We start from the raw sequence: 23,700 nt of genomic DNA on the forward strand, positions 1-23,700 counted from the left end.
TCGGCCGCGTCTTTTGTGTATAAGACACAGTGGGCCCCCCGTAGACGCCGTCCCCGCCCGGCACCCCGTCCAGGGCGATCTTCATCGTGAGCTTGGAGCCGGCACACCGGCCGGTTCGAGCGGCCGGGTATCCGCCGAGGCACGCGTCGGCTACCGGGTTCCGTACAGCTCCTCGTACGACGGCCACGTCCCGCCCGGTCCGTCCACCGACTCGGCGGCGTGCACGGCGCGCACGATCGCGCGCGTCACGAGGTCCGCGCCGGCCGCGAGGATGTCGTTCAGCGCGAGCGGCCCCCCGGCGTCGAGCGGGCGCACCCCTGTGGCCAGCGCGAACACGGTGTCGCCGTCGTTCAGCAGATGCACCGGACGCACGGCGCGCGCGATGCCGTCGTGCGCGGTGCCGGCCACCTTCTGGGCCTGCGCCTTGGAGAGCTCCGCGTCGGTGGCGACGACCGCGAGCGTGGTGTTGAGCCCGGGCGCCGTGTTCTTCGCGGCGGCCTCGGCCAGGCGACGGCGTGCGGCCTCGTGCACGAGCGCCTCCGGATACTCCACCCGACCCTGGAACAACTCCCCGTACAGCACGCCCGTTTCCGGATCCGCCACCGAGCCCACGGCGTTGACGACCACCAGCGCTGCCACCGTGACGCCCGAGTCGAGGACGGTGCTCGCGGTGCCGATCCCGCCCTTCATCCCGCCCGCCACGGCGCCGGTCCCGGCTCCCACGCACCCCTCCGGCACCCGCGCACCCGGGGCGCCGGCCGCGGCCGCCTCGACCGCCGCGCGTCCCGTGGACGCGTCCGGCCTGGCCCGGAAGTTCCCGCCCCGCCCCAGGTCGAAGACGCAGGCGGCGGGGACCACCGGCACGACGTGCGACGGGTCCGTCCCGACCGGGACTCCGCGCCCCCGTTCCTCCAGCCAGGCCATCACACCGGACGCCGCGTCCAGCCCGTACGCGCTGCCGCCGGTCAGCACGATCGCCTCGACCTTCTGCACCACGTTGCGCGGGTCCAGGGCGTCGGTCTCCTTCGTACCGGGTCCGCCGCCGCGCACGTCCACGGCGGCTACGGCCCCGCCCTGCGGAGCGAGGACGACCGTGGTGCCGGTGAGCCGGCCCTCGCCCCGGAGGGTCGCGTGCCCCACCCGCAGTCCGGCGACGTCGGTCAATGCGTCAACTGTCATGGCAGCCAGTCTCCACCGGCCCCGGTTGCGGAAGGAGGGGTCAGGCCGCGGGCACGGACGCCTTCTCCCCGTGCTCGTGCGTGCCGGTCCGGGCCGTCAGCGCCGCCCCGGTCACCACGGTCAGCGCCGACACCAGGCCCGCCGCGAGCACCGCCCAGTCGCCCAGGAAGGTGCAGCAGATCACCAGCAGTGCCGCGACCGGCAGCACCGCCTGCTGCACGATGCCGGCTTTGAAGTGGCGTGAGTGAAGCGCCCAGACGGTCAGCAGGTAGAGCGCCGTCGGCAGGGTCACGGCGGCCGAGGCGGACAGGGTGGAGATGTGCGTCTTGCCGACCGTCTGCTCGACCGCCACCTCCAGCCCGGCGCCGATCGCGGCGGCCGAGGCGAAGATCAGGTAGTGGCCGTACCCCCACAGGAACGCCTGTCTGTTGGAGCGCAGATGTCCGTGGATCGGTACCGCGAAGTAGATCCACCAGGCGGAGAACACGATCAGCAGACCGCCCGCCGCGATCGGCAGCAGCTCGCCCAGCGCGTTGTGCTCGTCCACCGCCGACTTCACGGCGACCGTGGACGCGGCGACCGTCTCGCCGAGCACGATGATCGTGAACAGCCCGTACCGTTCGGCGATGTGATGCGGATGCCAGGAGGTGGTGTGGTCCTTCTCCGCGTACAACGGCACGCACAGTTCCGCGATCACCATGACGAGGAACACCCAGGGGCGCGCGGGCTCCGGCAGGAGCACCAGGCCCAGCCAGCCGACCTGGCACAGCAGCACGCCGCCCGCGTACCGCAGGTCCGTGGTCCTCTCCGCACCCTCCGCCGATCGCGCGGCCCGCAGCCACTGCGCGGCCATCGCCAGCCGCATGATCACGTAGCCGAGCCAGACCGCGAGGTAGTCGTGGTCCCTGAACGCCGATGACACCCCTGCGGCGAGGACCAGCACGCCGAAGATCTGGATCAGCGTGACGGCCCGGTAGAGCATGTCGTCGTTGTCGTACGCCGAGGCGAACCAGGTGAAGTTCATCCAGGCCCACCAGATGGCGAAGAACAGCATCGCGTAGTTCACGATGCCCTCGCCCGCGTGCCCCTCGGCCACGGCGTGCACGAGTTCGACGCCCGCCTGCGCGATGGCCACGACGAAACACAGGTCGAAGAAGAGCTCGAGCGGTGAGGCGACGCGGTGCGCCTCGCCGCGTCCGCGGGCGGTGAGGCGGCGCAGGGGCCGGTGGTGCTGCGGCCCGCCCGGGGAGGCGGGCACCGGGGCTGAACTCGACGTCATGCCTCCCAGCACAGCAGAAATCCCCGACGAAAAATGGATTCACAAGCGTTCCGCGTCGGCGATCCGGGTGCATCGGCCGGGGGCCTCGGGGAGGGGCCGTACCCTTGACGCATGAGCACCGACCCCGCCCCCGGGCCGCGCGCCCCGAAGCCCGCGCTGGTCTTCGACGACCCGCTGAACCAGCAGTCTTCGGACGACACGGACCGCGGGTGGGGCGAGCGCGGTGAGGGCGACGGTGCCGCCGACCTGAAGCGCTTCCTCGACGAGAAGCCGCCCCACCACCTCTGATCCCGCCCCGTCGGGACCTCCGTCAGCGCCCGTCGCGGCCCGCGGCGCCCCGCTGCGCGACCAGCTCGTCGCGTATCTGCTTGAGCACCTCCAGCTCGGTCACCTCGATGACCTCGTGCGCGCCCTCTCGCGCCTTCCGGCGGGCCTCCACCCGGGCCAGGTACTTGGCCATCGGCAGGACCATCAGGAAGTAGACCACCGCCGCGGTGATCACGAAGCTGAGCGTGGCGCCGAGGACGGAGCCCCACATGATCTGGATGCCGCTCGTGACCGTGCCGTCCGCGGCCACCTTGCAGGGTTCCTTCAGGCAGGAGCTGTAGCTGTCCAGGTTCTTGGTGCCGATCGCCCCGACGATGGGGTTGATGATCCCCTTCACCACCGAGTTGACGATGTTGGTGAAGGCGGCGCCGATGACCACCGCGACTGCCAGATCGACGACGTTCCCGCGCATCAGGAAGGCCTTGAAGCCCTGCCAGACGCCCGGATCCTTCTTTTCGCTCAACTCGGGGACTCTCCTCGCACGCGCAGGGTGTGGAACAAAACGCTCCGCAACCTACGGCACGATGCCGCCATCCTGTCCAATTTCCCAGCTCGATCCGGCGACCCGGCGGCATGTCGCCCGGACAACGGCTGAGGGCGTTCAGCACAGCGTCACCGCCAGCCGTGCCGTCGCGCTCGCGCCGACCAGACGCGCCGCGGTGGAACGCGGCACCGAGAGCACGACCAGTGCCCCGTTCTCCGCGGCGCCGTCCGGGGAGTCCGGCAGCCTCGTCACGCGCGCCCCGCGCGCGATCACCCTGGCCTCGCCGCCCGTCGCCGGATCCTCGGCGGCGATCACGTCGACCCGGTCGCCGGGCCGGAGCAGCCGGACGGTGGCGGCATCGGCGATCCGCACCGGCGCGGTGACCACGTCGGCCGCCCGGTGCCGTCGCGAGGGTTCCGCCGCCGGATGTCCGCGCGGCCGCTCGCCGCGGCCCGGATCCGTAGTGGCGCTCGGCACGGCCGCCACGAGCGCGGCCGCGGTGACGGCGAGACCGGCCGCCACGGCCCTCCGGCGATGCCGCACGAGCCGTTGCAGCCGATACCGCCCACCCCGCACCCGCACCGGCGCGAAGTGCGGGACCTCGCAGGTGGCGGGAGCGTCGGTGCCCGGCGGGCGTGGGGAGGAAGGGGAGGACGAAGGAGATGAGAAGGCAGATGAGCAGGGAGACAGGGAAGGGGGAGGGGAAGCGTGGGAAGGAGAGGAGACGGACATGGGACCACCACCCGCGACGAGGAATCGGCTTGCGATGCCACGATGAGGCTTCGCGCCGAATCCCGCCGGGGCCGGTGTGCTACCGGCGGGTTGTGGACAACTCGCCCACCCGGCCGTGTGATTGACCGTTAGGCCCGCACGCCCTCACGGCGTCCGCCGTCACGGCAGCTCGAACCCCGGATCCATCCCGCCGAGCGCGTTCACGCACAGGCACTCCCGCGCCGCGTTGTCCGGCAGCGCGGCCACCGCGTCGAACAGGACGCCCCGCATCCGGTCCACGTTGGCCGCGAACACCCGCAGCACCTCCTCGTGGGAGACGCCCTCGCCGGTCTCAGCGCCGGCGTCGAGGTCGGTCACGAGCGTTAGCGATGTGTAGCAGAGCTCCAGCTCACGGGCGAGCGCCGCCTCCGGATGACCGGTCATGCCCACCACCGACCAGCCCTGCGCCTGGTGCCACAACGATTCGGCACGGGTCGAGAAGCGCGGCCCCTCGATCACGACCAACGTGCCGCCGTCCACGGGCTCCCAGTCCCGGCCGCGAGCCGCCTTCAGCGCGGCGGCCCGCCCGGCGGGGCAGTAGGGGTCGGCGAGGGACACGTGCACCACGTTCGGCACCGCGCCGCCGGGCAGCGGCAGCCCGTCGAAGTACGTCCCCGCCCGCGACTTCGTACGGTCCACGAGCTGGTCCGGCACGAGCAGCGTGCCCGGCCCGTACTCGGGGCGCAGCCCCCCCACGGCGCACGGGCCGAGGACCTGGCGCACGCCCAGGGACCGCAGGGCCCAGAGGTTGGCCCGGTAGTTGATGCGGTGCGGCGGCAGATGGTGTCCGCGCCCGTGCCGGGGCAGGAAGGCGACCCGGCGGCCGGCGATCTCGCCGAGGAAGAGGGAGTCGCTCGGTGCGCCGTAGGGGGTGTCCACCTGGACCTCGGTCACGTCGTCGAGGAACGAGTAGAAGCCGGATCCGCCGATGACACCGATCTCTGCGTTCGCCATGACGAGCACATTAGCTGGCCGCCGGAACCCGGAGGGAGCCGGTGCCCGGGAACGCCGAAGACCCTGCCGTCGCGTGACGGCAGGGTCCCGTGGGAGGAGTCTCAGGCGGCGGAGCTGCTGCTGGTGGAGGTCGACGACGACTTCGAGTCGGACGACGAGGAACTCGACGAGTTCGACGTGGACGAGTTCGACGTCGAGGAGCTCGAGGACTTCGACGCCGGGCTGCTGCTCGACGAGGAGCCGCGGCTGTCGTTGCGGTAGAAGCCGGAGCCCTTGAAGACGATGCCGACCGCGGAGAACACCTTCTTCAGGCGGCCATCGCAGTTGGGGCACTCGGTCAGGGCGTCGTCAGTGAACTTCTGCACCGCCTCGAGGCCCTCGCCGCACTCGGTGCACTGGTACTGGTAGGTCGGCACTGTCTTCCTCCTGGCACTCTGACTCAGTGAGTGCTAACGACGGTCCATAGTGACGTATTCCCGGGGATCAGTCCACCGTCACCGGCACGCGGTGACCGACGCCACGTGCGACGGTGCGGCTCGCGGGGTGGGTGATCAGCAGCGATCGCAGGGCCACCAGGGTCACCAGCGCGAGCACGGTCCCGGCCATCGGCACCAGGAATCCGGCGCCGTCCCAAAGGCGGTCCTCCAGCTGTCCGGCGACGGTGACCGCGGCCGCCTGGCCGAGCGCGACCGCGCCGGTCAGCCAGGTGAAGGCCTCGGTGCGGGCGCCGGCCGGGACCAGGCCCTCGACCAGGGTGTAGCCGGTGATCAGGGCGGGCGCGATGCACATGCCGACCAGGAGGCCGAGGCCGGCCAGGACCAGTGCCGAGTGGGCGGTCCACAGGGCGGACCCGGTCAGCGCGAGGGCCGCGTAGCCGAGGACGAGACGCCGCTGCGGGGCGATCTTCCAGGCGATGGCGCCACAGGCGATGCCGGAGAGCATGTTGCCCGCCGCGAAGGTCCCGTACAGGACTCCGTTCAGGCCGGGCTCGCCGATCGACTCGGTGAAGGCGGCCAGCCCGACCTGCATGCCGCCGAAGACGGACCCGATGCCGAGGAAGGTCACCACCAGCACGCGCACCCCGGGGACGCGGAGCGCGGACGCCTGCTTCACGCGCGTGTGCCCGGCGCCGGTCACCCGCGGCTGCGTGCCCTTCTGGGCGGCGAACAGCAGACCCCCGACCAGGGTCAGCGCGGCCTCCGTGACCAGGCCGGCGGCCGGGTCCACGCCGGTGCAGAGCGCGGTCGCCAGCAGGGGGCCGACGACGAAGGTCAGCTCGTCCGTGACGGACTCGAAGGCGGCCGCGGTGGCCATCAGGGGCGAGTCCTGCAGCTTCACGCCCCAGCGGGCGCGCACCATGGGGCCGACCTGGGGCACCGAGGCGCCGGTCGGCACGGCCGCCGCGAACAGCGCCCACAGGGGGGCGTGGGCCAGCGCGAGCGCGGTCAGGGCCAGGCCGGACAGCGTGTGCACGAGCACGCCGGGGATCAGTACGGCGCGCTGGCCGTAGCGGTCGGCGAGGCGGCCGCTGTAGGGCGCGAACAGCGCCATGGATACGCCGGTGGCGGCCGCGGCGGCGCCGGCCGCGCCGTAGGAGCCGGTGGTGTGCTGCACGAGCAGCACGATGGAGATGGTGAGCATCGCGAACGGCTGGCGCGCCGCGAAGCCGGGGAGCAGGAACGTCCAGGCGCCGCGGGTGCGCAGCAGCTGTCCGTATCCCGGGCGGGTCGGGGCCGCCGAGTTCTTCGACGGCTCGGTGGTGACCGTGGATGCCACGGCCCGTGCCTTTCTGCCGCCTGGTAGCGCGCCCGTGCGGGGGCGCCGAGAGCTGTCCTCTTGCGCGGAACTGCGGTAGATACCGGCGCTCGTCGAGGGGAGCTTCCCGGCCGCCATACGGTCGCGCCAGCTCTGCGTCAGGCAGAGTTGGTTCGATCAGGGTGCCTTTATCGTACAGGGGGCAAGTCCCCGTACACCTGTGAAAACGAGCACCATGGGACGCGTTCACCTGGGATTGGCGGCGGTGTGAACCGCACGAAACGCGCCTTCAGCGAGAGCCCGCGCCGTTCCCGCCCAGGCCGAGCCATCCGGCCAGCTTGCCGCCCTGCCCGACCGCGCGCAGGCGCCGTTCCGCGGCGTCCCGGACGGGGTCCGTGGCGACCACGAGCAGTTCGTCCCCGCGCCGCAGCACCGTCGAGGGGAGGGGCACAAACGATTCTCCCTCGCGTACGACGAGGGTGACGGCGGCCCCGGCCGGCAGCCGCAGCTCGTTGACCTCGACGCCGTGCATCCGTGAGCCCTCGGGAATCGCGACGGACAGCAGATGCCCGCGCAGCCGCTCCAGCGGTGCCGACTCGATTCCCAGGTCGGCCGCCTCCGGGCCCTCGCCGAGCCGCAGCTTGCGCGCCAGCCAGGGCAGCGTGGGTCCCTGGACGACGGTATAGACGACGACCAGGACGAAGACGATGTTGAAGATGCGGTGGCTGGTGTCGACGCCATTCACCATGGGGATCGTCGCCAGGATGATGGGCACCGCGCCGCGCAGCCCGGCCCAGGACATCAGGGTCTGCTCCGGCCACGGCACCCGGAACGGCGCCAGGCTGAGCAGGACGCTCAGCGGTCGCGCCACCATCGTCAGCACGAGGCCGATGACGAAGGCGGGCCAGATGTCGTCGCCCAGCTCGTGCGGGGTGACCAGCAGGCCGAGCAGGACGAACATGCCGATCTGGGCGATCCAGCCGAGTCCTTCGGCGAAGCCGCGGGTGGCGGGCCAGTGGGGCAGCTTGGAGTTGCCCAGCACCATCGACGCGAGATAGACCGCCAGGAAGCCGCTGCCGTGCGCCAGCGCGCCGCCCGCGTAGGCCGTGACCGCGATCGCCATCACGGCGATCGGGTAGAGACCGGAGGCGGGCAGCGCCACGTGCCGCAGACCCCAGGAGCCGAGCCAGCCCACGGCGAGGCCCACGGCCATGCCGATGCCCAGCTCCAGCGCTATCTCGCCCACCAGTACGTACCAGTGCTGGACCGGGCCCGCCTGGGAGAAGGCCACGACCAGGATGACCACGGGCGCGTCGTTGAAGCCGGACTCCGCCTCCAGGGTGCCCGTCACGCGCGCGGGGAGGGGAATTCTGCGCAGTACGGAGAAGACCGCCGCGGCATCCGTCGAGGAGACCACCGCTCCGATGATGAGGGCCTGCCGCCACTCCAGCCCGATCAGATAGTGCGCGCCCGTCGCCGTGACCCCGACGCTGACCGCGACCCCTGCCAGCGCCAGCATGGAGGCCGCCGGCAGGGCCGGTTCGATCTCCTTCCACTTCGTGCCCAGACCGCCCTCGGCCAGGATCACGACCAGGGCCGCGTATCCGATGAGCTGGGTCAGCTCGGCGTTGGCGAAGTGGATGTTCCCGATGCCGTCCTGACCCATGAGAACGCCGATCCCCAGGTAGACGAGCAGGCTGGGGAGCCCGCTGCGCGAGGAGATCCGGACCGCCGCGACGGCGACGAGCAGAACGAGGGAGCAGACGAGCAGGAGCTGGTTGAGGTGGTCGACAGTCAGCGGCGGTTCCCTTCACTGACCCGCGCGCGGGGACGCGTGGGCACACGTACACAAAGACCCGAGGCTGCGGTGCTCCGCACCCAAGTACTTTGTTACCTTACCTAACTCTTGACGTTTTCTTGACGCTTCACACGGCAAGATCGAACGTCCGTCCGCGCTGGTTCCCCACTCCGCGTCAAGTGGCTCGGGGCCCTGCGCCTATGGTTGCTCCAGCACTCCAGGACCGCCTGCCGCTCGCGTTAGGACAGCAAGGACAGCGATGCCCCCCAACACCACCGCCTCAACGGGTGACAAGCCCGGCAAGTCCGGCAGGAAGAAGGGGCGCAAAGCCCGACTGATCGTGCTCGTGCTGGTGCTGGCCATCATCGGCGGCGTCGCGTACGGGGCGTACTGGTCGATCAGTACCGTCCGTGCCTCCTTCCCCCAGACCACGGGTTCCATCACGCTCGATGGCCTGTCGGGACCCGTCGAGGTGAAGCGGGACGGCTACGGCATCCCGCAGATCTACGCCTCGTCCGACGAGGACCTGTTCATGGCGCAGGGCTTCGTCCAGGCGCAGGACCGGTTCTACGAGATGGACGTGCGCCGGCACATGACCTCCGGGCGCCTGTCGGAGATGTTCGGCAGGAGCCAGGTCAAGAACGACGAGTTCCTGCGCACCCTGGGCTGGGACCGGATCGCCCGGCAGGAGTACGACAGCAAACTGTCGGACTCCACGAAGAAGTACCTCCAGGCCTACGCCAACGGCGTCAACGCCTACCTCGACGGCAAGGACGGCGAGGACATCTCCCTCGAGTACGCCGCCCTCGGGTTCGCCAACGACTACAAGCCCGGCAAGTGGACCCCGGTCGATTCGGTCTCCTGGCTGAAGGCGATGGCCTGGGACCTGCGGGGCAACATGCAGGACGAGATCGACCGCGCCCTGATGACCACCCGTCTCGGCCCCCAGCAGATCGCCGACCTGTACCCCGAGTACCCGTACAGCCGGAACAAGCCGATCGTCCGCGAGGGCCAGTACGACGAGATCACCAAGGCGTTCCAGCAGGGCGGCGTCACGAGCGGCACGCAGACCTCCACGGGCACCACGGGCACCACCGGCACCCCCGGCACCACGGGCACGAGGGGCACCACCGGCACCTCGGGGTCGTCCACCTCCGGTTCGGCCCTCACGAGCCAGCTGGGGGGCCTCTACAAGCTCCTGGACAACGTTCCCGCGGCCGTCGGGGTCAACGGCCAGGGCATCGGCTCCAACTCCTGGGTCGTCTCCGGGAAGTACACCGTCAAGGGCAAGCCGCTGCTGGCCAACGACCCGCACCTGTCGGCCTCGCTGCCGTCCGTCTGGTACCAGATGGGCCTGCACTGCCGCACCGTCTCCGCCAAGTGCAAGTACGACGTCACGGGCTACACCTTCGCGGGCATGCCGGGCGTCATAATCGGCCACAACGCCGACATCGCCTGGGGCATGACCAACTCCGGGGTCGACGTCACCGACCTCTACCTGGAGAAGCTCAGCGGCAAGGGCTATCTGTACGACGGCAAGGTCAAGCCGTTCACGTCCCGCGAGGAGACCATCAAGGTCGCCGGGGGCGAGTCCAAGACGATCGTCGTCCGCCACACCGCGGACGGGATGCCCCTGCTGTCCGACCGCGACGACGAGCTCGTGAAGGTCGGCAAGAAGGCCACCGTCGACGCCGCCGCTCCCGACCGCGGCGACGGCTATGGCATCGCCCTGAAGTGGACCGCCCTGCAGCCGGGCACTTCGATGGACGCCGTCTTCGCCATGGACAGGGCGTCCGGCTGGTCCGACTTCCGCTCGGCGGCCGCGCTGTTCGACGTGCCCTCGCAGAACCTGACCTACGCCGACAGCAAGCACATCGGCTACACGCTGCCCGGCAAGATCCCCACGCGCGCGTCCGGCGACGACGGCTCCGTTCCGGTGCCGGGCTGGGACTCCAAGTACAAGTGGACCGGCTACATCAAGCAGAACGAGCTGCCGTACGAGTTCGACCCCGGGCGCGGCTACATCGTCACCGCCAACCAGGCCGTGGTCGACAAGGACAAGTACCCCTACACCCTCACCACGGACTGGGGCTACGGCACCCGCAGCCAGCGCATCGGCGACCTGATCGAGTCGAAGATCAAGGGCGGCGGCAAGATCTCGACCGACGACATGCGCCAGATGCAGCTCGACAACAGCAGCGAGATCGCCAAGCTGCTGGTGCCCAAGCTGCTGAAGCTCAACCTCAAGGACAAGGACGTCCGTGAGGCGCAGAAGCTGCTGGAGGGCTGGGACTACACCCAGGACGCCGACTCGGCCGCCGCCGCCTACTTCAACGCCGTCTGGCGCAACGTCCTCAAGCTCGCCTTCGGCAACAAGCTGCCCAAGGAGCTGCGGGTCAAGGGCCAGTGCCTGTGGGTGGACAAGCTCGACAGCACCGGACCGGTGGACGACGACACCAAGGTGCGCGAGTGCGGCCAGCGCGACGCCGACCAGGCGCAGCCGGACGGCGGCGACCGCTGGTTCGAGGTGGTCCGCACCCTGATGGACAAGCCGAACAGCGACTGGTGGAAGACGCCGGCCGGAGTGGGTGACCGCCCCAAGGCCGACAACCGCGACGAGCTGTTCGTCCGCGCCATGATCGACGCCCGCTGGGAGCTGACCGCCAAGCTCGGCAAGGACATCGACACCTGGAGCTGGGGCCGGCTGCACCGCCTGTTCCTGAAGAACCAGACGCTGGGCACCGAGGGTCCGGGCATCCTGCAGTACGTCCTCAACCGCGGCCCCTGGAAGCTCAGCGGCGGCGAGGCGACGGTGAACGCGACCGGCTGGAACGCCGCCGGCGGCTACGGCGTCGTGTGGGTGCCGTCGATGCGAATGGTGGTCAACTTGGCGGACCTCGACAGCTCCAAGTGGATCAACCTCACCGGAGCCTCGGGGCACGCCTACAGCGCCCACTACACCGACCAGACCGGCAAGTGGGCCAAGGGTGAGCTGCTGCCGTGGTCCTTCTCCGCGAAGGCGGTCGACGGGAGCACGACCGACACGCTCACCCTGAAGCCGTGAGGCGGGCCGTCGCCCACTGACGGCAGATTCGTGAAAGGGCCCCCCCCGCGGGGGGGGGGGGCCCTTTCGGGTGAGGCCGGTGCCGGTGTCAGGCGTCCTTGAAGCGGCGTACGCCGGACGGCGTCACCACCGCGTGCACCGGCCGGTCGTGCGCCTCCTCGGGGACGTGCTCGACGATCTCCGAGTCGTACAGCAGCACCACGAGCGCGGGATGGGCGTCCGCGCGCTCCAGACGGGCCAGTACGCGGTCGTACGACCCTCCGCCGCGCCCCAGGCGCATCCCGCGCGCGTCCACCGCGAGACCGGGCAGCAGGACGACGTCGGCGGACGTCACGGCGTCCGGGCCGAGGCGTTCCCCGGCGGGCTCGAAGAGCGCCATCTTCCCGCCGTGCTGGACGCGGGCGAGGGAGCCCTCCCCGGCGTACGCGCCCCAGTCCAGGTCGTTGTCCGGCAGGAGCGCCGGAAGGAGGACGCGCACGCCCCGCGCGTGCAGCGCGTCCAGGAGCGTGAGGGTGCCGGGCTCGCTCTCCACCGAGACGTACGCCGCCACCGTGCGCGCGCGCTTCAGCTCGGGCAGCTCCGATGCGTGCTCGGCCAGCGCCGTGGCCGCCTCCCGGACGACATCCGCCGTCAATCTGTTCCTCACCGTGAGGAACTCTCGTCGCAACAAACGCTTGTCAGGATCCACCGGACGTCCCACGTGTTCCACTGGTCGTTTTCGCACCCTTCTTTATCGGCTCATATCAGAGCTAATTAACCGGACCGACAGATTCCCTGCAAAGGCACCGGATAGGGTTGCGGGCATGACTCAGTCGCACTCCAGGATCACGAAGGCCGTCATTCCCGCAGCAGGCCTCGGCACCCGGTTCCTGCCGGCCACCAAGGCCACTCCCAAGGAGATGCTGCCGGTCGTGGACAAGCCGGCGATCCAGTATGTGGTCGAGGAGGCGGTGTCGGCGGGTCTCGACGACGTCCTCATGATCACGGGTCGCAACAAGCGCCCCCTCGAGGATCACTTCGACCGCAACTACGAACTCGAGTCGGCACTGGAGAAGAAGGGCGACGCCGAGCGGCTCGCCAAGGTCCAGGAGTCCAGCGACCTCGCGACCATGCACTACGTGCGCCAGGGTGACCCCAGGGGTCTCGGTCACGCCGTCCTGTGCGCCGCCCCGCACGTCGGGCACGAACCCTTCGCCGTACTGCTCGGCGACGACCTGATCGACCCGCGCGACCCGCTGCTCCAGCGCATGATCGAGGTTCAGGAGCGGCACGGCGGCAGCGTGATCGCGCTCATGGAGGTCGCGCCCGAGCAGGTCCACCTCTACGGATGCGCGGCCGTCGAGACCACCGAGGACGGCGACGTCGTCAAGGTGACCGGACTGGTCGAGAAGCCCGACCCAGCGGACGCCCCGTCGAACTACGCCGTCATCGGCCGCTACGTCCTCGACCCGCACATCTTCGACATACTGCGCAAGACCGAGCCGGGCCGCGGCGGCGAGATCCAGCTCACCGACGCCCTCCAGCAACTGGCACAGGACGAAAAGGTCGGCGGCCCGGTGCACGGCGTCGTCTTCGAGGGCCGCCGCTATGACACCGGAGACCGTGGCGACTATCTGCGTGCCATTGTCAGACTCGCATGCGAACGTGAGGACCTGGGTCCGGACTTCCGGACCTGGCTTCGCAGTTACGTAGCCGAGGAGATGTAACGACGTTGAGCAGCGCCGCGACCCGTACTGCCGGCCCGGACCACCTGTGGTCGGTGGACGAGCACCTGGAGGACGTCCTCTCCACCGTCCGCCCCCTCGAACCCATCGAGCTGCAACTGCTCGACGCCCAGGGCTGCGTCCTGGTCGAGGACATCACGGTGCCGGTCTCCCTGCCACCGTTCGACAACAGCTCCATGGACGGGTACGCGGTTCGGGTCGCGGACGTGGCGGGCGCGAGCGAGGAGTTCCCGGCCGTCCTGGAGGTCGTCGGGGACATCGCGGCGGGCTCGGCCGGGCTGCCCAGCGTCGGCCCCGGCCAGGCCGCCCGCATCATGACCGGCGCCCCGCTGCCGCCCGGCGCCGAGGCCGTCGTCCCGGTGGAGTGGACCGACGGGGGGCTCGGCGAGGGTCCCGTGAGCGCGATGCGCGCCCGCGGCCTGGCCCCCGAGGGCGCCGACGGGCACGTGCACGTGTACCGGCCGGCCGAGGCACGCGCGCACGTGCGGGCGGTGGGCAGCGATGTGAGGGCCGGCGACCGCGCCCTGGAGGCCGGCACGATCCTCGGCCCGCCGCAGATCGCCCTGCTCGCCGCGATCGGCCGCGGGACGGTCCGGGTGCGCCCGCGCCCGCGCGTGGTCGTGCTGTCCACCGGCAGTGAGCTCGTCCAGCCGGGCGAGCAACTGGGCAGCGGCCAGATCTACGACTCCAACAGCTTCGCCCTCACCGCGGCCGCCCGGGACGCCGGAGCCATCGCCTACCGGGTGGGCGCCGTCGCCGACGACGCCGAGACCCTCCGGTCCACCATCGAGGACCAGCTGATCCGCGCCGACCTGCTGGTCACCACGGGTGGCGTGAGCGTGGGGGCGTACGACGTGGTCAAGGAGGCACTGGCGCACGTCGGCGACGAGGACGAGGCGGGCGGCGGCGTCGAGTTCCGCAAGCTCGCCATGCAGCCGGGCAAGCCCCAGGGCTTCGGCTCCATCGGCCCGGACCACACGCCCCTGCTCGCGCTGCCGGGCAACCCCGTGTCGTCGTACGTCTCCTTCGAGCTGTTCGTCCGCCCCGCCATCCGCACCCTGATGGGCCTGGCGGACGTCCACCGGCCGACGGTCCGGGCGACCCTGAGGGCGGACAAGGCGCTGAGTTCCCCGAAGGGACGCAGGCAGTTCCTGCGGGGGACGTACGGCGACGGCGACGTCGCGCCGGTGGGCGGTGCCGGGTCCCATCTGGTGGCGGCCCTGGCGCATGCCGACGCGCTCATCGTCGTGCCCGAGGCCGTCGAGTCCGTCGAGCCCGGCACCGAGGTGGACGTGGTCCTGCTCGGCTGAGCCCACCGGGGGGTCCTGCTCCGGTGCGCACGCAGACTTGGCGGTACCGTGTCGCGCACAGCAGGCCCGCGCGCCGCACCGCCACGGGCCCGGACCGGGAGCGCCACACACCATGACCGTGCCTTCCCGGGGGGAGACCCCCGGAACCTCCGCGCAGGACCGACTGACGCACATCGACGAGGCGGGTGCGGCCCGCATGGTCGACGTGTCCGGGAAGGACGTGACCGCGCGCACCGCCCGCGCCAGCGGCCGCGTCCTCGTCTCGCCCCGTGTGATCGAGCTCCTGCGCGGCGAAGGGGTCCCCAAGGGAGACGCCCTCGCCACCGCGCGCATCGCGGGGATCATGGGTGCCAAGCGCACCCCGGATCTGATCCCGCTGTGCCACCCCTTGTCGGTCTCCGGTGTGAAACTGGATCTGTCGGTCGCGGACGACGCCGTGGAGATCCTGGCCACCGTGAAGACCACGGACCGCACGGGCGTCGAGATGGAGGCCCTCACCGCCGTGTCGGTCGCCGCGCTCACCGTGATCGACATGGTGAAGGCGGTCGATAAGGGAGCGGTCATCACGGACGTACGGGTGGAGGAGAAGACCGGCGGCAAGTCGGGCGACTGGAGTCGGGCATGAGCCGCGACGCGTCCACCGGCGGTGCCTTGCCGGCGCCGTACAGCGCGCTGGTCGTGACCGCCTCCAACCGGGCGGCAGCGGGTGTCTACGAGGACAGGGGCGGCCCGCTGGTCGCGGACGGCCTGAAGCGCCTCGGGTTCTCGGTCGACGGGCCCCGGGTCGTCCCGGACGGCGATCCGGTCGAGGCCGCGCTCCGGGCGGGTGTCGAGGCAGGCTTCGACGTGATCGTCACCACCGGCGGCACCGGCATCTCGCCCACCGACCGCACCCCCGAGGCGACCCGCAGGGTGATCGACCACGAGGTGCCGGGCATAGCGGAGGCCATCAGGGCGTTCGGACGGGAGAAGGTGCCGACCGCGGTGCTCTCCCGAGGCCTCGTCGGAGTGGCCGGGCGGACGCTCGTCGTCAACCTGCCGGGTTCGACCGGTGGGGTGAAGGACGGGCTGGCCGTCCTGGAGCCCCTGCTGGTGCACGCCGTCGACCAGATCCGCGGCGGCGACCACCCCAGACCCGGCGCCACCAGTGGGGGTGCGAGCTGAACAGCCCATCCTGGCCTGTCGTGCTGGCGGACGGCGACATCGTCCTCCGGCCGATAAAGGTGCGCGACCAGCGGGCCTGGCGCGAGGTGAACCGGCGCAACCGGGACTGGCTGCGCCCCTGGGAGGCGACCATCCCGCCGCCGTCGCCCGGCGGGCCGACAGCGCACCGGCCGACCTACCGGCAGATGGTCCGGCATCTGCGGTCCGAGGCGAACTCGGGCCGGATGCTGCCCTTCGTCATCGAGTACCAGGGGCGGCTCGTCGGGCAGTTGACGGTCGCCGGGATCACCTGGGGTTCGATGTGCTCGGGACACATCGGCTACTGGGTGGACGAGGGAGTGGCCGGCCGCGGGGTGATGCCGACGGCCGTCGCGCTCGTGGTGGACCACTGTTTCCAGGCCGTCGGACTGCACCGCATCGAGGTCTGCATTCGCCCCGAGAACCGGCCCAGCCGCCGAGTGGTGGAGAAACTCGGATTCCGGGAGGAGGGACTCCGCCCGCGTTATCTCCACATCGACGGAGCCTGGCGCGACCACCTCGTCTTCGCGCTCACCGCGGAAGAGGTGCCCGAGGGTTTGCTGAGCCGCTGGCAGCGGGCACGCTCCCAGAGGACGTCGAACGCTCCGCACGTGCCCCGGAATCCGCAGAACACTCCAGGGAATCCCGGGTAGCCGCCAAATTGAATGTGTGTTCGAAATTGATCGGCCGATGTCCGTCTCGAGGCATTGAATTCGCAGCCCCAGTGGCCTGCTGATCGCATGGGTCACAAAAAAAGTTCGAAATATCAGCCAGATCGTGCGACACACCGGCCCAATTGGCAGATGGCCTCACGCAAACCCCTCTACCGTGTGAGGCGTGAGCAGCAGCGGCCTCATCTACGCAGTCATTGTCGGGGCCTGGGCCGCCTACTTGGTGCCGATGTGGCTCCGTAGGCAGGACGAGCTGAACGAGGCCCGTCCGACGGAACGCTTCAGCACCGCCATCCGGCTGCTGTCCGGACGGGCGGGCATGGAGCGCCGGTACGCCAAGGACCTGCGGTCGCGCTCCGCGGACGAGGCGGAGCCCGACGCCGACGCCCCGGACGCCGTCACCGACTCGGTGGACGTCCGGGCCTTCGCCATGCCTCCGACCCGCCGTCAGGTGCGGGCGGAGGTACGGGCGGACACCGAGCCGGAGGCTCAGGGGCGCCCGGAACCGGCGCGCGAGCAGCCGGCCGGGACGGCGCCGAGACCCGCCCCCGGACCCGCGCGGCCCAAGTCGTCCTCCGGGCCCAAGTCCCCTTCCGCGCCCGCGCAGAACCGGGTGCCGGGCGCACGGCGCTCGCCCTCCGCACAGGCGGCCGCGGCGCGTGCCCAGCGCTCGAAGGTGCTCGCGCGCCGTCGGCGCACCACGGTGATGCTCTTCCTCGCCTTCACGCTCGGCGCCATCGTCGCGGCCGTCGGCGGACTCGCGTTCCTGTGGGCGCCCGGCGTGCCCGCCGTCATGCTCAGCGCGTACATCGCGTACCTGCGGACCCAGGAACGCCGCCGCTTCGCCTACCAGATGGACCGGCGCCGGGCCGAGGCCGCGGCACAGCGGCTGCGGGAGCGCGTACGCCAGCCGCGTCGGCGGGCGTCCGTGGACGCCGAGGTCGCCGCCGACGAACCGGACGGTGGACCAGAGGCCGAGACCGAAACCGGCCTGTCCGCGCTCGCCGCCGACCGCCGCGCCCTCGTCGAGCAGACCGACCACGCGGAGTGGGTGGACCAGCAGCGTGAGCGCCAGCAGCGCCCCGGGCACGGAGACAGCTGGGACCCGGTACCGGTGCCGCTGCCGACGTACGTGACCGCGCCGGTCGCGCCGCGGGCCACCTCGGACGTTGATCTGGAGGCGCCCGACGCGTGGAGTTCGGCACGGTCCAGCTCCGTGGCGGCGGAGCAGGAGGTGAAGCCGGAGGCGGAGACGGGGGAGCCGGAGCCCGCGGCCGAGGACAGGCCGACGGCGGACGGCCGCAGTGACGCACGGCGTGCCGCCTCCGCCCGCCGCGCGCGCGAGCGCGGACGCACGCCGCTGTTCGATCAGTACGAGGACGGCGACCGGCCGCGCGCGGCCAACGAGTGACGGCTGTCACCGCGGCGGGAGGCCGCCCTGACCAGTCAGGGAACGGATTTCCAAGCACCCGGATCGGGATGCTAGAGTTTCACTCGTTGCAAGGGCCTGTGGCGCAGTCCGGTAGCGCACCTCGTTCGCATCGAGGGGGCCAGGGGTTCAAATCCCCTCAGGTCCACGCAGCATGGAGCCCCAGTCGGTGAAAGCCGGCTGGGGCTTCATCGTGTTCACAGCGGCTTCGCGTAGCAGCGGCTCGACTCGTAGTGGCGGTAGTAGCCGAACTTGACGCAGGGCTCGTAGCCGCTGGACGTGTAGAGGGCGATGGCCTCCGGCTGCTTGGTGCCCGTCTCCAGGACCATGCGGGCGCGGCCGGCCTCGCGGGCGTCGTCCTCCAGGGCCGTGAGCATGCGGCGGGCCAGGCCGCGGCCGCGCATCCGTTCGACCACGAACATGCGCTTGAGTTCGGCGTCGCCGTTCTCGTTGCCCTCGCCGTTCTCCTCCTGGCTGCGCCAGCCGCCGGTGGCCACGGGGTGGCCGTCCTCGTCGTACGCGATCAGATACACGCCCCTGGGCGGCTCGAAGTCCGACGCGGCCAGGGCCGTGGCGTCACCACCGTCGCCGTAGCGCGCGTGGTACTCGGCCTGGACCTCGTCGTTGAGCTTGACGGCGTCGGGGTGGTCGAAGGGAACAGGACGTATATTCATGCCGGATATCGTACATTCATGCAGACGGAGCCCCGGCGGAAATCCGGGGCAGGTCCAGTGTGCCGGTATCGTGCCCTGGTGCTGACTGTGACCTCGGTGAATGTGAACGGGCTGCGGGCCGCGGCGAAGAAGGGCTTCGTGGAGTGGCTCGCGGAGACCTCCGCGGACGTGCTCTGCCTGCAGGAGGTGCGCGCCGAGCCGCAGCAGCTTCCCGAGGACGTGCGGCAGCCGGACGGCTGGCACGTCGTGCACGCCCCGGCGGCGGCCAAGGGGCGCGCGGGCGTCTCCCTGTACACGCGGCGCGAGCCCGACCGCATCAGGGTGGGCTTCGGTTCGGCCGAGTTCGACGGCAGCGGCCGGTACCTCGAGGCCGACCTGCCGGGTGTGACGGTCGCCTCCCTCTACCTCCCCTCCGGTGAGGTGGGGACCGAACGGCAGGACGAGAAGGTCCGCTTCATGGGCGAGTTCCTCGCCCATCTGAAGGACCTGCGGGAGCGGGCCGCCGCCGACGGGCGGGAGGTGCTGGTGGTGGGCGACTGGAACATCGCCCATCAGCGGGCCGACCTCAAGAACTGGCGCGGCAACACGAAGAACTCCGGTTTCCTGCCGGAGGAGCGGGAGTGGCTCGGACGGGTCTTCGACCCGGCGGACGGCGGGTACGTCGACGTCGTGCGCGCCCTGCACCCGGAGGCCGAGGGGCCGTACACATGGTGGTCGTACCGCGGGCGTGCCTTCGACAACGACACCGGCTGGAGGATCGACCTCGCCGTGGCGACTCCCGGTCTCGCGGCCAGGGCCGTCAAGGCCGTCGTCGAGCGGGCGGCCACGCACGCCGAGCGGTGGTCGGACCACGCGCCGGTGACGGTCGTCTACGACCTCTAGGGCGGCCGGGATCAGTCCCGCTTGCTCAGTCGCCGGTCCAGCGCCAGCGACACCTCCGCCTCCACCACGCTCCGGGCCAGCGGGCGCAGGCGCCGCAGGTCCTCCTCGGGGCCGTGGCTGAGGACCAGCTCGGCGAAGATGTCGGCCAGGGCGTTCGCGTGCTCGCGCACCCGCCCGCCCGCCGCCAGGATCTCGGCGAGCGGGATGCCCTCGCGGACCAGTGCGGACGTCACGTCCAGCAGACGGCGGCTGATGTGGACGATCTCGTCGCCGTCGGTGCCCAGATAGCCCAGTTCCATGGCGGCGGCGAGGTTCTCCGGGGTGACGTCGCCCTCGAAGCGGGCGGCGAGCTCCTCGGGGGTGAGGCGGACCGGCTCCTCCTCGGTGGGGACGCCGACACCGAGCAGGTCGGCGACGTTGCGGCCCTGGTCGAGGGCCTCCGCGAGCTCCGCTATGCCGTTCAGGGTGTGGCCGCGCTCCAGAAGGGCCGAGATCGTACGAAGGCGGGCCAGGTGGTGGTCGTCGTACCAGGCGATACGGCCCTCCCGGCGGGGCGGCGGGATCAGCTTGCGCTCGCGGTAGAAGCGCAGGGTGCGCACGGTGATGCCGGCCAGCCGGGCCAGTTCCTCCATGCGGTACTCACGCTGTCCGCCCGTTCGTCCTCCGTCTTCAGCCACGCCAGCACCCTATGTTGTACCGCCGGTAACTTCCTTCCCCCAACCCCTACCGCTCGGTACTGAGCTGCTCTACCCTCCCATTGCGCCAGTGTTCACTGGCATGTTCGGATGCGATGTCTGGAGGCTTCGGGATGGCCGAGCACGAGCATGTACGGGTGGCGGTGATCGGGTCCGGCTTCGGCGGGCTGGGCGCGGCCGTGCGGCTGCGCCGCGAGGGGATCACCGACTTCGTCGTCCTGGAGCGGGCGGACAGCGTCGGCGGCACCTGGCGGGACAACAGCTACCCCGGGTGCGCCTGCGACGTACCGTCCCACCTGTACTCCTTCTCCTTCGCGCCCAACCCCGACTGGCCTCGCACCTTCTCCGGCCAGGAGCACATCCGCGCCTATCTGGAGCATGTCACCGACGTCTTCCGGCTCCGGCCGCACATCCGCTTCGGGGCGGAGGTGAAGCTGATGACCTGGGACGCGGAGAACCTGCGCTGGGACATCGAGACCACGAACGGTTCGCTCTCCGCCGACATCGTCGTCTCCGCCACCGGGCCGCTGTCCGATCCCAAGATGCCCGACATCCCGGGCCTCGACTCCTTCCCGGGCAAGGTCTTCCACTCGGCCCGCTGGGACCACGACTACGACCTCGGCGGCAAGCGGGTCGCGATGGTCGGCACGGGCGCGTCCGCCATCCAGATCGTCCCGGCCATCCAGCCCGAGGTCGCCAGGCTGACCCTCTTCCAGCGCACCCCGCCCTGGGTCATGCCCCGCATGGACCGTGCCATCAGCGGCGCCGAACGCCGGCTCCACCGCTCCCTGCCGTTCACCACGCAGCTCCGGCGCGGACTGCTGTGGGGCATCCGGGAGTTGCAGGTCCAGGCGTTCACCAAGCGCCCCAACGAGCTCGGCTTCGTCGAACAGCTGGCCAAGCGCAACATGGCAGGGGCCGTCAAGGACCCGGCGCTGCGCGCCAAGCTCACCCCGGACTACCGCATCGGCTGCAAGCGGATCCTGCTGTCCAGCGAGTACTACCCGGCCCTCACCCGGTCGAACGTGGACGTGGTGGCGAGCGGGCTCAGCGAGGTCAGGGGCTCGACCGTCGTCGCCGCCGACGGCACCGAGGCCGAGGTCGACGTGATCGTCTTCGGCACGGGCTTCCACGTCACCGACATGCCGATCGCCGAGCGGGTCGTGGGGGCGGAGGGCCGGACCCTCGCCGAGAGCTGGAAGGGCGGGATGCAGGCCCTGCGCGGCGCCTCGGCGGCCGGCTTCCCGAACTGGATGACGATCATCGGGCCCAACACCGGGCTCGGGAACTCCTCCATGATCCTGATGATCGAGTCCCAGCTGAACTACATGGCCGACTACGTACGGCAGCTCGACGTCCTCGGCGGCCGTGCCGCCCTCGACGCCCGCGCAGATGCGGTACAGGCGTGGAACCACAAGGTGCAGGAGCGCATGAAGCGCACCGTGTGGAACACCGGTGGCTGCACCAGCTGGTACCTGGACGCGAGCGGCCGCAACACCACCATCTGGCCCGGCACGACGGCGGAGTTCCGGCGCGCGACGCGGCGGGTCGACCTCGCGGAGTACCGGGTCCTGCGCCCGCCCGCGAAGCAGGACACCGGCGCGAGCACGGAGGCGCGCGCCGCGGTGCCCGCCCAGGAGAGCGCCGGCACGGCCCCGTCCGAGACCCACGACAAGAGCGCCGAGGTCACCGCATGAGCCGCCTCACGCACGTCGCCACCGGCCCCTACGCCCCGCCGGCCCCCGCCCGTGAACTCACCGTGGTCTCGGCGGACGGCGCGCGTCTGCACGTCGAGGTGCACGGTCCCCAGGACGCGCCCCCCGTCGTCCTCGCTCACGGCTGGACCTGCTCGACCGCCTTCTGGGCGGCGCAGCTGCGGGACCTGGCGGCGGACCACCGGGTCATCGCGTACGACCAGCGGGGGCACGGGCGCAGCCCGGCCGGTTCCGCGTGCACGACCGAGGCGCTCGCGGACGATCTGGAGGCGGTGCTCGCGGAGACCCTCGCGCCCGGTGAGAAGGCCGTGATCGCCGGGCACTCCATGGGCGGGATGACCGTGATGGCCGCGTCCGCACGCCCCCGTTTCCGGGACCACGCGGCCGCCGTTCTGCTGTGCAGCACGGGCAGTTCGAATCTGGTCGCGGAGGCACGCGTCGTACCGCTGAGCGCCGGCGGCGTACGCACCTGGTTCACGGCGCGGATCCTGGGCTCGCGCGCCCCACTCGGCCCGGTCACGCCGGTCGCCAGGCGGATCCTCAAGTACGCGACCATGGGCGCCGGTTCGGCCCCGCACATGGTGGAGGCGTGCGCGCGGATCGTGCACTCCTGTCCGCGAGCCGTGCGCCACGCCTGGTCCCAGGTGCTGGAGCGGCTCGACCTCGACCACGGCGTACGGGAGTTGAGGGTCCCGACGGCTGTGGTCGCGGGCACCGCCGACCGGCTCACGCCGCCGGTGCACGCCCGCGCTCTGGCCGCCGCGCTGCCGGACTGCCTCGGTCTCACCGAGCTTCCCGGGGTCGGCCACATGACTCCGGTGGAGGCCCCGGAGCTGGTCACCGGGAAGATACGGGAACTCGTCACCGCATACGTACAGGTCGCCAAGGCCGAGGAGGGCGCATGAGCAGGGTGAGCCTCGAGGGGCAGGTCGCGGTCGTCACCGGGGCCGCGCGGGGAGTGGGGGAGCTGCTCGCACGCAAGCTCTCCGCGCGCGGTGCCAAGGTGGCGCTGGTCGGGCTGGAGGCGGACGCGCTCAAGGAGGTGTCCGGGCGGCTGCACAGCGACAGCGACCACTGGTACGCCGACGTCACCGACCACGAGGCGATGACGCGGGTGGCCCGGGAGGTCAAGGAACGCTTCGGCAAGGTCGACATCGTGGTCGCCAACGCCGGTGTCGCCAGCGGCGGGCCCTTCACGGACTCCGACCCGGAGGCCTGGCGGCGGGTGATCGAGGTCAATCTGATCGGCTCGGCGGTGACCGCCCGCGCCTTCCTGCCGGTGCTGACGGAGAGCCGCGGCTACCTGCTGCAGGTCGCCTCGCTGGCCGCGATCACCCCCGCGCCGATGATGACGGCGTACTGCGCGTCCAAGTCGGGCGTGGAGGCGTACGCGCACTGCCTGCGCGCCGAGGTCGGTCACCAGGGTGTGAGGGTCGGCGTCGCGTATCTGTCGTGGACCGACACGGACATGGTGCGCGGTGCCGACCAGGACGACGTCATGCGGGAGTTGAGGCAGCGGCTGCCGTGGCCGTCCAACAAGACGTACCCGCTGGGCCCCGCGGTGGACCGGATCGTCGCCGGGATCGAGCGCCGCTCCGCCCATGTGTACGCGCAGTGGTGGCTGCGCGGGATGCAGGGTGTGCGCGGCTTTCTGCCGGGGCTCATCGGGACGGTGGGGCAGCGCGAGATGCGCCGTTTCGCGCCCCGGCTCCAGGGGATGCGGACGGGGCTGGTGGGCGCGGGCGGTGCCGCCGACGAGCGGGAGCGGTCCGCGCGGCACGAGTGACGGCGTCCGGCCCCAAGCCCC

General features: G+C 71.2%; 23 protein-coding genes and 1 tRNA gene. 13 read left to right on the top strand and 11 right to left on the bottom strand.

The genetic code is table 11. From position 1 onward, the window contains the following. Positions 1-150: 150 nt before the first annotated feature. Positions 151-1,179 carry a P1 family peptidase gene (locus ACFW2E_RS06905; protein ID WP_384462523.1) on the bottom strand — a complete coding sequence of 343 codons (1,029 nt, stop codon included), beginning with the start codon at positions 1,177-1,179 and terminating at the stop codon, positions 151-153. A gap of 40 nt (positions 1,180-1,219) precedes the next feature. Then, a complete protein-coding gene (locus ACFW2E_RS06910) occupies positions 1,220-2,458 on the bottom strand; it encodes a low temperature requirement protein A (RefSeq protein WP_384462526.1) in 1,239 nt (412 codons plus the stop codon). A gap of 111 nt (positions 2,459-2,569) precedes the next feature. Here ACFW2E_RS06910 and ACFW2E_RS06915 point away from each other — a divergent pair, with 111 nt between their 5' ends. Beyond that, on the top strand, positions 2,570-2,746 hold the full coding sequence (locus ACFW2E_RS06915; protein WP_384462529.1) for a hypothetical protein: 177 nt from the start codon (positions 2,570-2,572) through the stop codon (positions 2,744-2,746). A gap of 22 nt (positions 2,747-2,768) precedes the next feature. On the opposite strand, the gene mscL is transcribed toward ACFW2E_RS06915, so the two are convergent. The 6 genes from mscL to ACFW2E_RS06945 all read right to left on the bottom strand — a co-directional run bounded on the left by mscL (position 2,769) and on the right by ACFW2E_RS06945 (position 8,547). Next, positions 2,769-3,248 carry a large conductance mechanosensitive channel protein MscL gene (gene mscL, locus ACFW2E_RS06920; RefSeq protein ID WP_384462532.1) on the bottom strand — a complete coding sequence of 160 codons (480 nt, stop codon included), beginning with the start codon at positions 3,246-3,248 and terminating at the stop codon, positions 2,769-2,771. Positions 3,249-3,386: 138 nt separating this feature from the next. Continuing rightward, entirely contained in the window at positions 3,387-4,001 is a 615-nt protein-coding gene (locus ACFW2E_RS06925; RefSeq protein WP_384462535.1) for a hypothetical protein, read from the bottom strand. Between the two features lie 159 nt (positions 4,002-4,160). Beyond that, positions 4,161-4,994 (bottom strand): S-methyl-5'-thioadenosine phosphorylase, encoded by an 834-nt coding sequence (locus ACFW2E_RS06930; protein WP_384462538.1) that lies wholly within the window; start codon positions 4,992-4,994, stop codon positions 4,161-4,163. Between the two features lie 101 nt (positions 4,995-5,095). Then, positions 5,096-5,410 (bottom strand): FmdB family zinc ribbon protein, encoded by a 315-nt coding sequence (locus tag ACFW2E_RS06935; protein WP_384462541.1) that lies wholly within the window; start codon positions 5,408-5,410, stop codon positions 5,096-5,098. Between the two features lie 67 nt (positions 5,411-5,477). Continuing rightward, positions 5,478-6,770, bottom strand: a complete 1,293-nt coding sequence (locus tag ACFW2E_RS06940) for an MFS transporter (RefSeq protein ID WP_384462544.1) — start codon at positions 6,768-6,770, stop codon at positions 5,478-5,480. Between the two features lie 268 nt (positions 6,771-7,038). After that, the gene (locus tag ACFW2E_RS06945; RefSeq protein WP_384462598.1) at positions 7,039-8,547 is read right to left on the bottom strand and encodes a potassium/proton antiporter; all 1,509 of its coding nucleotides are present in this window, start codon (positions 8,545-8,547) and stop codon (positions 7,039-7,041) included. 259 nt (positions 8,548-8,806) lie between these two features. Here ACFW2E_RS06945 and ACFW2E_RS06950 point away from each other — a divergent pair, with 259 nt between their 5' ends. Then, positions 8,807-11,611 carry a penicillin acylase family protein gene (locus tag ACFW2E_RS06950; protein ID WP_384462547.1) on the top strand — a complete coding sequence of 935 codons (2,805 nt, stop codon included), beginning with the start codon at positions 8,807-8,809 and terminating at the stop codon, positions 11,609-11,611. 88 nt (positions 11,612-11,699) lie between these two features. Here the strand turns inward: ACFW2E_RS06950 and ACFW2E_RS06955 are convergent, their stop codons facing one another. Next, positions 11,700-12,320, bottom strand: a complete 621-nt coding sequence (locus tag ACFW2E_RS06955; protein ID WP_384462551.1) for a 5-formyltetrahydrofolate cyclo-ligase — start codon at positions 12,318-12,320, stop codon at positions 11,700-11,702. 94 nt (positions 12,321-12,414) lie between these two features. On the opposite strand from ACFW2E_RS06955, the gene galU reads away from it, so the two are divergent. From galU to ACFW2E_RS06990, 7 genes are all read left to right on the top strand, one after another. After that, positions 12,415-13,317, top strand: a complete 903-nt coding sequence (galU, locus tag ACFW2E_RS06960) for a UTP--glucose-1-phosphate uridylyltransferase GalU (protein ID WP_384462554.1) — start codon at positions 12,415-12,417, stop codon at positions 13,315-13,317. A gap of 5 nt (positions 13,318-13,322) precedes the next feature. Further along, complete coding sequence (gene glp, locus ACFW2E_RS06965) at positions 13,323-14,645, top strand: gephyrin-like molybdotransferase Glp (protein WP_384462557.1); 1,323 nt, start codon at positions 13,323-13,325, stop codon at positions 14,643-14,645. Between the two features lie 112 nt (positions 14,646-14,757). Beyond that, positions 14,758-15,270 (top strand): cyclic pyranopterin monophosphate synthase MoaC, encoded by a 513-nt coding sequence (gene moaC / locus ACFW2E_RS06970; RefSeq protein ID WP_384462560.1) that lies wholly within the window; start codon positions 14,758-14,760, stop codon positions 15,268-15,270. Continuing rightward, complete coding sequence (locus ACFW2E_RS06975; protein ID WP_384462562.1) at positions 15,267-15,809, top strand: molybdenum cofactor biosynthesis protein B; 543 nt, start codon at positions 15,267-15,269, stop codon at positions 15,807-15,809. Before moaC ends, ACFW2E_RS06975 begins: the two co-directional genes overlap by 4 nt. 20 nt (positions 15,810-15,829) lie before the next feature. Next, positions 15,830-16,480, top strand: a complete 651-nt coding sequence (locus ACFW2E_RS06980) for a GNAT family N-acetyltransferase (protein ID WP_384462565.1) — start codon at positions 15,830-15,832, stop codon at positions 16,478-16,480. 184 nt (positions 16,481-16,664) lie between these two features. Next, positions 16,665-17,909: a gephyrin-like molybdotransferase receptor GlpR gene (glpR, locus tag ACFW2E_RS06985; RefSeq protein WP_384462568.1), complete on the top strand. Its 1,245-nt coding sequence runs from the start codon at positions 16,665-16,667 to the stop codon at positions 17,907-17,909. Positions 17,910-18,001: 92 nt separating this feature from the next. After that, positions 18,002-18,075: transfer RNA gene (locus ACFW2E_RS06990), tRNA-Ala, on the top strand. A gap of 49 nt (positions 18,076-18,124) precedes the next feature. Here the strand turns inward: ACFW2E_RS06990 and ACFW2E_RS06995 are convergent. Continuing rightward, on the bottom strand, positions 18,125-18,601 hold the full coding sequence (locus ACFW2E_RS06995) for a GNAT family N-acetyltransferase (protein WP_384462571.1): 477 nt from the start codon (positions 18,599-18,601) through the stop codon (positions 18,125-18,127). A 78-nt stretch (positions 18,602-18,679) separates the two neighbouring features. Between ACFW2E_RS06995 and ACFW2E_RS07000 the strand changes: the two genes are divergently transcribed. Continuing rightward, positions 18,680-19,483 carry an exodeoxyribonuclease III gene (locus tag ACFW2E_RS07000; protein ID WP_384462574.1) on the top strand — a complete coding sequence of 268 codons (804 nt, stop codon included), beginning with the start codon at positions 18,680-18,682 and terminating at the stop codon, positions 19,481-19,483. Between the two features lie 11 nt (positions 19,484-19,494). Here ACFW2E_RS07000 and ACFW2E_RS07005 read toward each other — a convergent pair whose 3' ends face one another. Continuing rightward, the gene (locus ACFW2E_RS07005) at positions 19,495-20,115 is read right to left on the bottom strand and encodes a MerR family transcriptional regulator (protein ID WP_384462601.1); all 621 of its coding nucleotides are present in this window, start codon (positions 20,113-20,115) and stop codon (positions 19,495-19,497) included. A gap of 176 nt (positions 20,116-20,291) precedes the next feature. Here ACFW2E_RS07005 and ACFW2E_RS07010 point away from each other — a divergent pair, with 176 nt between their 5' ends. The 3 genes from ACFW2E_RS07010 to ACFW2E_RS07020 are packed head-to-tail and all read left to right on the top strand — an operon-like array spanning position 20,292 to position 23,679. Further along, positions 20,292-21,875, top strand: a complete 1,584-nt coding sequence (locus ACFW2E_RS07010; RefSeq protein ID WP_384462577.1) for a flavin-containing monooxygenase — start codon at positions 20,292-20,294, stop codon at positions 21,873-21,875. Further along, positions 21,872-22,798 (top strand): alpha/beta fold hydrolase, encoded by a 927-nt coding sequence (locus tag ACFW2E_RS07015; protein ID WP_384462580.1) that lies wholly within the window; start codon positions 21,872-21,874, stop codon positions 22,796-22,798. Before ACFW2E_RS07010 ends, ACFW2E_RS07015 begins: the two co-directional genes overlap by 4 nt. Further along, a complete protein-coding gene (locus tag ACFW2E_RS07020) occupies positions 22,795-23,679 on the top strand; it encodes an SDR family oxidoreductase (protein ID WP_384462583.1) in 885 nt (294 codons plus the stop codon). The genes ACFW2E_RS07015 and ACFW2E_RS07020 overlap by 4 nt, the downstream gene beginning before the upstream one ends. Positions 23,680-23,700: the final 21 nt, after the last annotated feature.

Origin of the sequence: Streptomyces sp. NPDC058964 (assembly GCF_042741275.1) — a bacterium.
GTDB lineage: Bacteria > Actinomycetota > Actinomycetes > Streptomycetales > Streptomycetaceae > Streptomyces.

What these genes read in the sequence shown, in the direction of transcription:
- ACFW2E_RS06905 (WP_384462523.1), bottom strand. Translation starts at nt 1,179, where the DNA reads ATGACAGTTGACGCATTGACCGACGTCGCCGGACTGCGGGTGGGGCAC.
- ACFW2E_RS06910 (WP_384462526.1), bottom strand. Translation starts at nt 2,458, where the DNA reads ATGACGTCGAGTTCAGCCCCGGTGCCCGCCTCCCCGGGCGGGCCGCAG.
- ACFW2E_RS06915 (WP_384462529.1), top strand. Translation starts at nt 2,570, where the DNA reads ATGAGCACCGACCCCGCCCCCGGGCCGCGCGCCCCGAAGCCCGCGCTG.
- ACFW2E_RS06925 (WP_384462535.1), bottom strand. Translation starts at nt 4,001, where the DNA reads ATGTCCGTCTCCTCTCCTTCCCACGCTTCCCCTCCCCCTTCCCTGTCT.
- ACFW2E_RS06930 (WP_384462538.1), bottom strand. Translation starts at nt 4,994, where the DNA reads ATGGCGAACGCAGAGATCGGTGTCATCGGCGGATCCGGCTTCTACTCG.
- ACFW2E_RS06950 (WP_384462547.1), top strand. Translation starts at nt 8,807, where the DNA reads ATGCCCCCCAACACCACCGCCTCAACGGGTGACAAGCCCGGCAAGTCC.
- galU (WP_384462554.1), top strand. Translation starts at nt 12,415, where the DNA reads ATGACTCAGTCGCACTCCAGGATCACGAAGGCCGTCATTCCCGCAGCA.
- moaC (WP_384462560.1), top strand. Translation starts at nt 14,758, where the DNA reads ATGACCGTGCCTTCCCGGGGGGAGACCCCCGGAACCTCCGCGCAGGAC.
- ACFW2E_RS06975 (WP_384462562.1), top strand. Translation starts at nt 15,267, where the DNA reads ATGAGCCGCGACGCGTCCACCGGCGGTGCCTTGCCGGCGCCGTACAGC.
- ACFW2E_RS06995 (WP_384462571.1), bottom strand. Translation starts at nt 18,601, where the DNA reads ATGAATATACGTCCTGTTCCCTTCGACCACCCCGACGCCGTCAAGCTC.
- ACFW2E_RS07005 (WP_384462601.1), bottom strand. Translation starts at nt 20,115, where the DNA reads ATGGAGGAACTGGCCCGGCTGGCCGGCATCACCGTGCGCACCCTGCGC.
- ACFW2E_RS07010 (WP_384462577.1), top strand. Translation starts at nt 20,292, where the DNA reads ATGGCCGAGCACGAGCATGTACGGGTGGCGGTGATCGGGTCCGGCTTC.
- ACFW2E_RS07015 (WP_384462580.1), top strand. Translation starts at nt 21,872, where the DNA reads ATGAGCCGCCTCACGCACGTCGCCACCGGCCCCTACGCCCCGCCGGCC.
- ACFW2E_RS07020 (WP_384462583.1), top strand. Translation starts at nt 22,795, where the DNA reads ATGAGCAGGGTGAGCCTCGAGGGGCAGGTCGCGGTCGTCACCGGGGCC.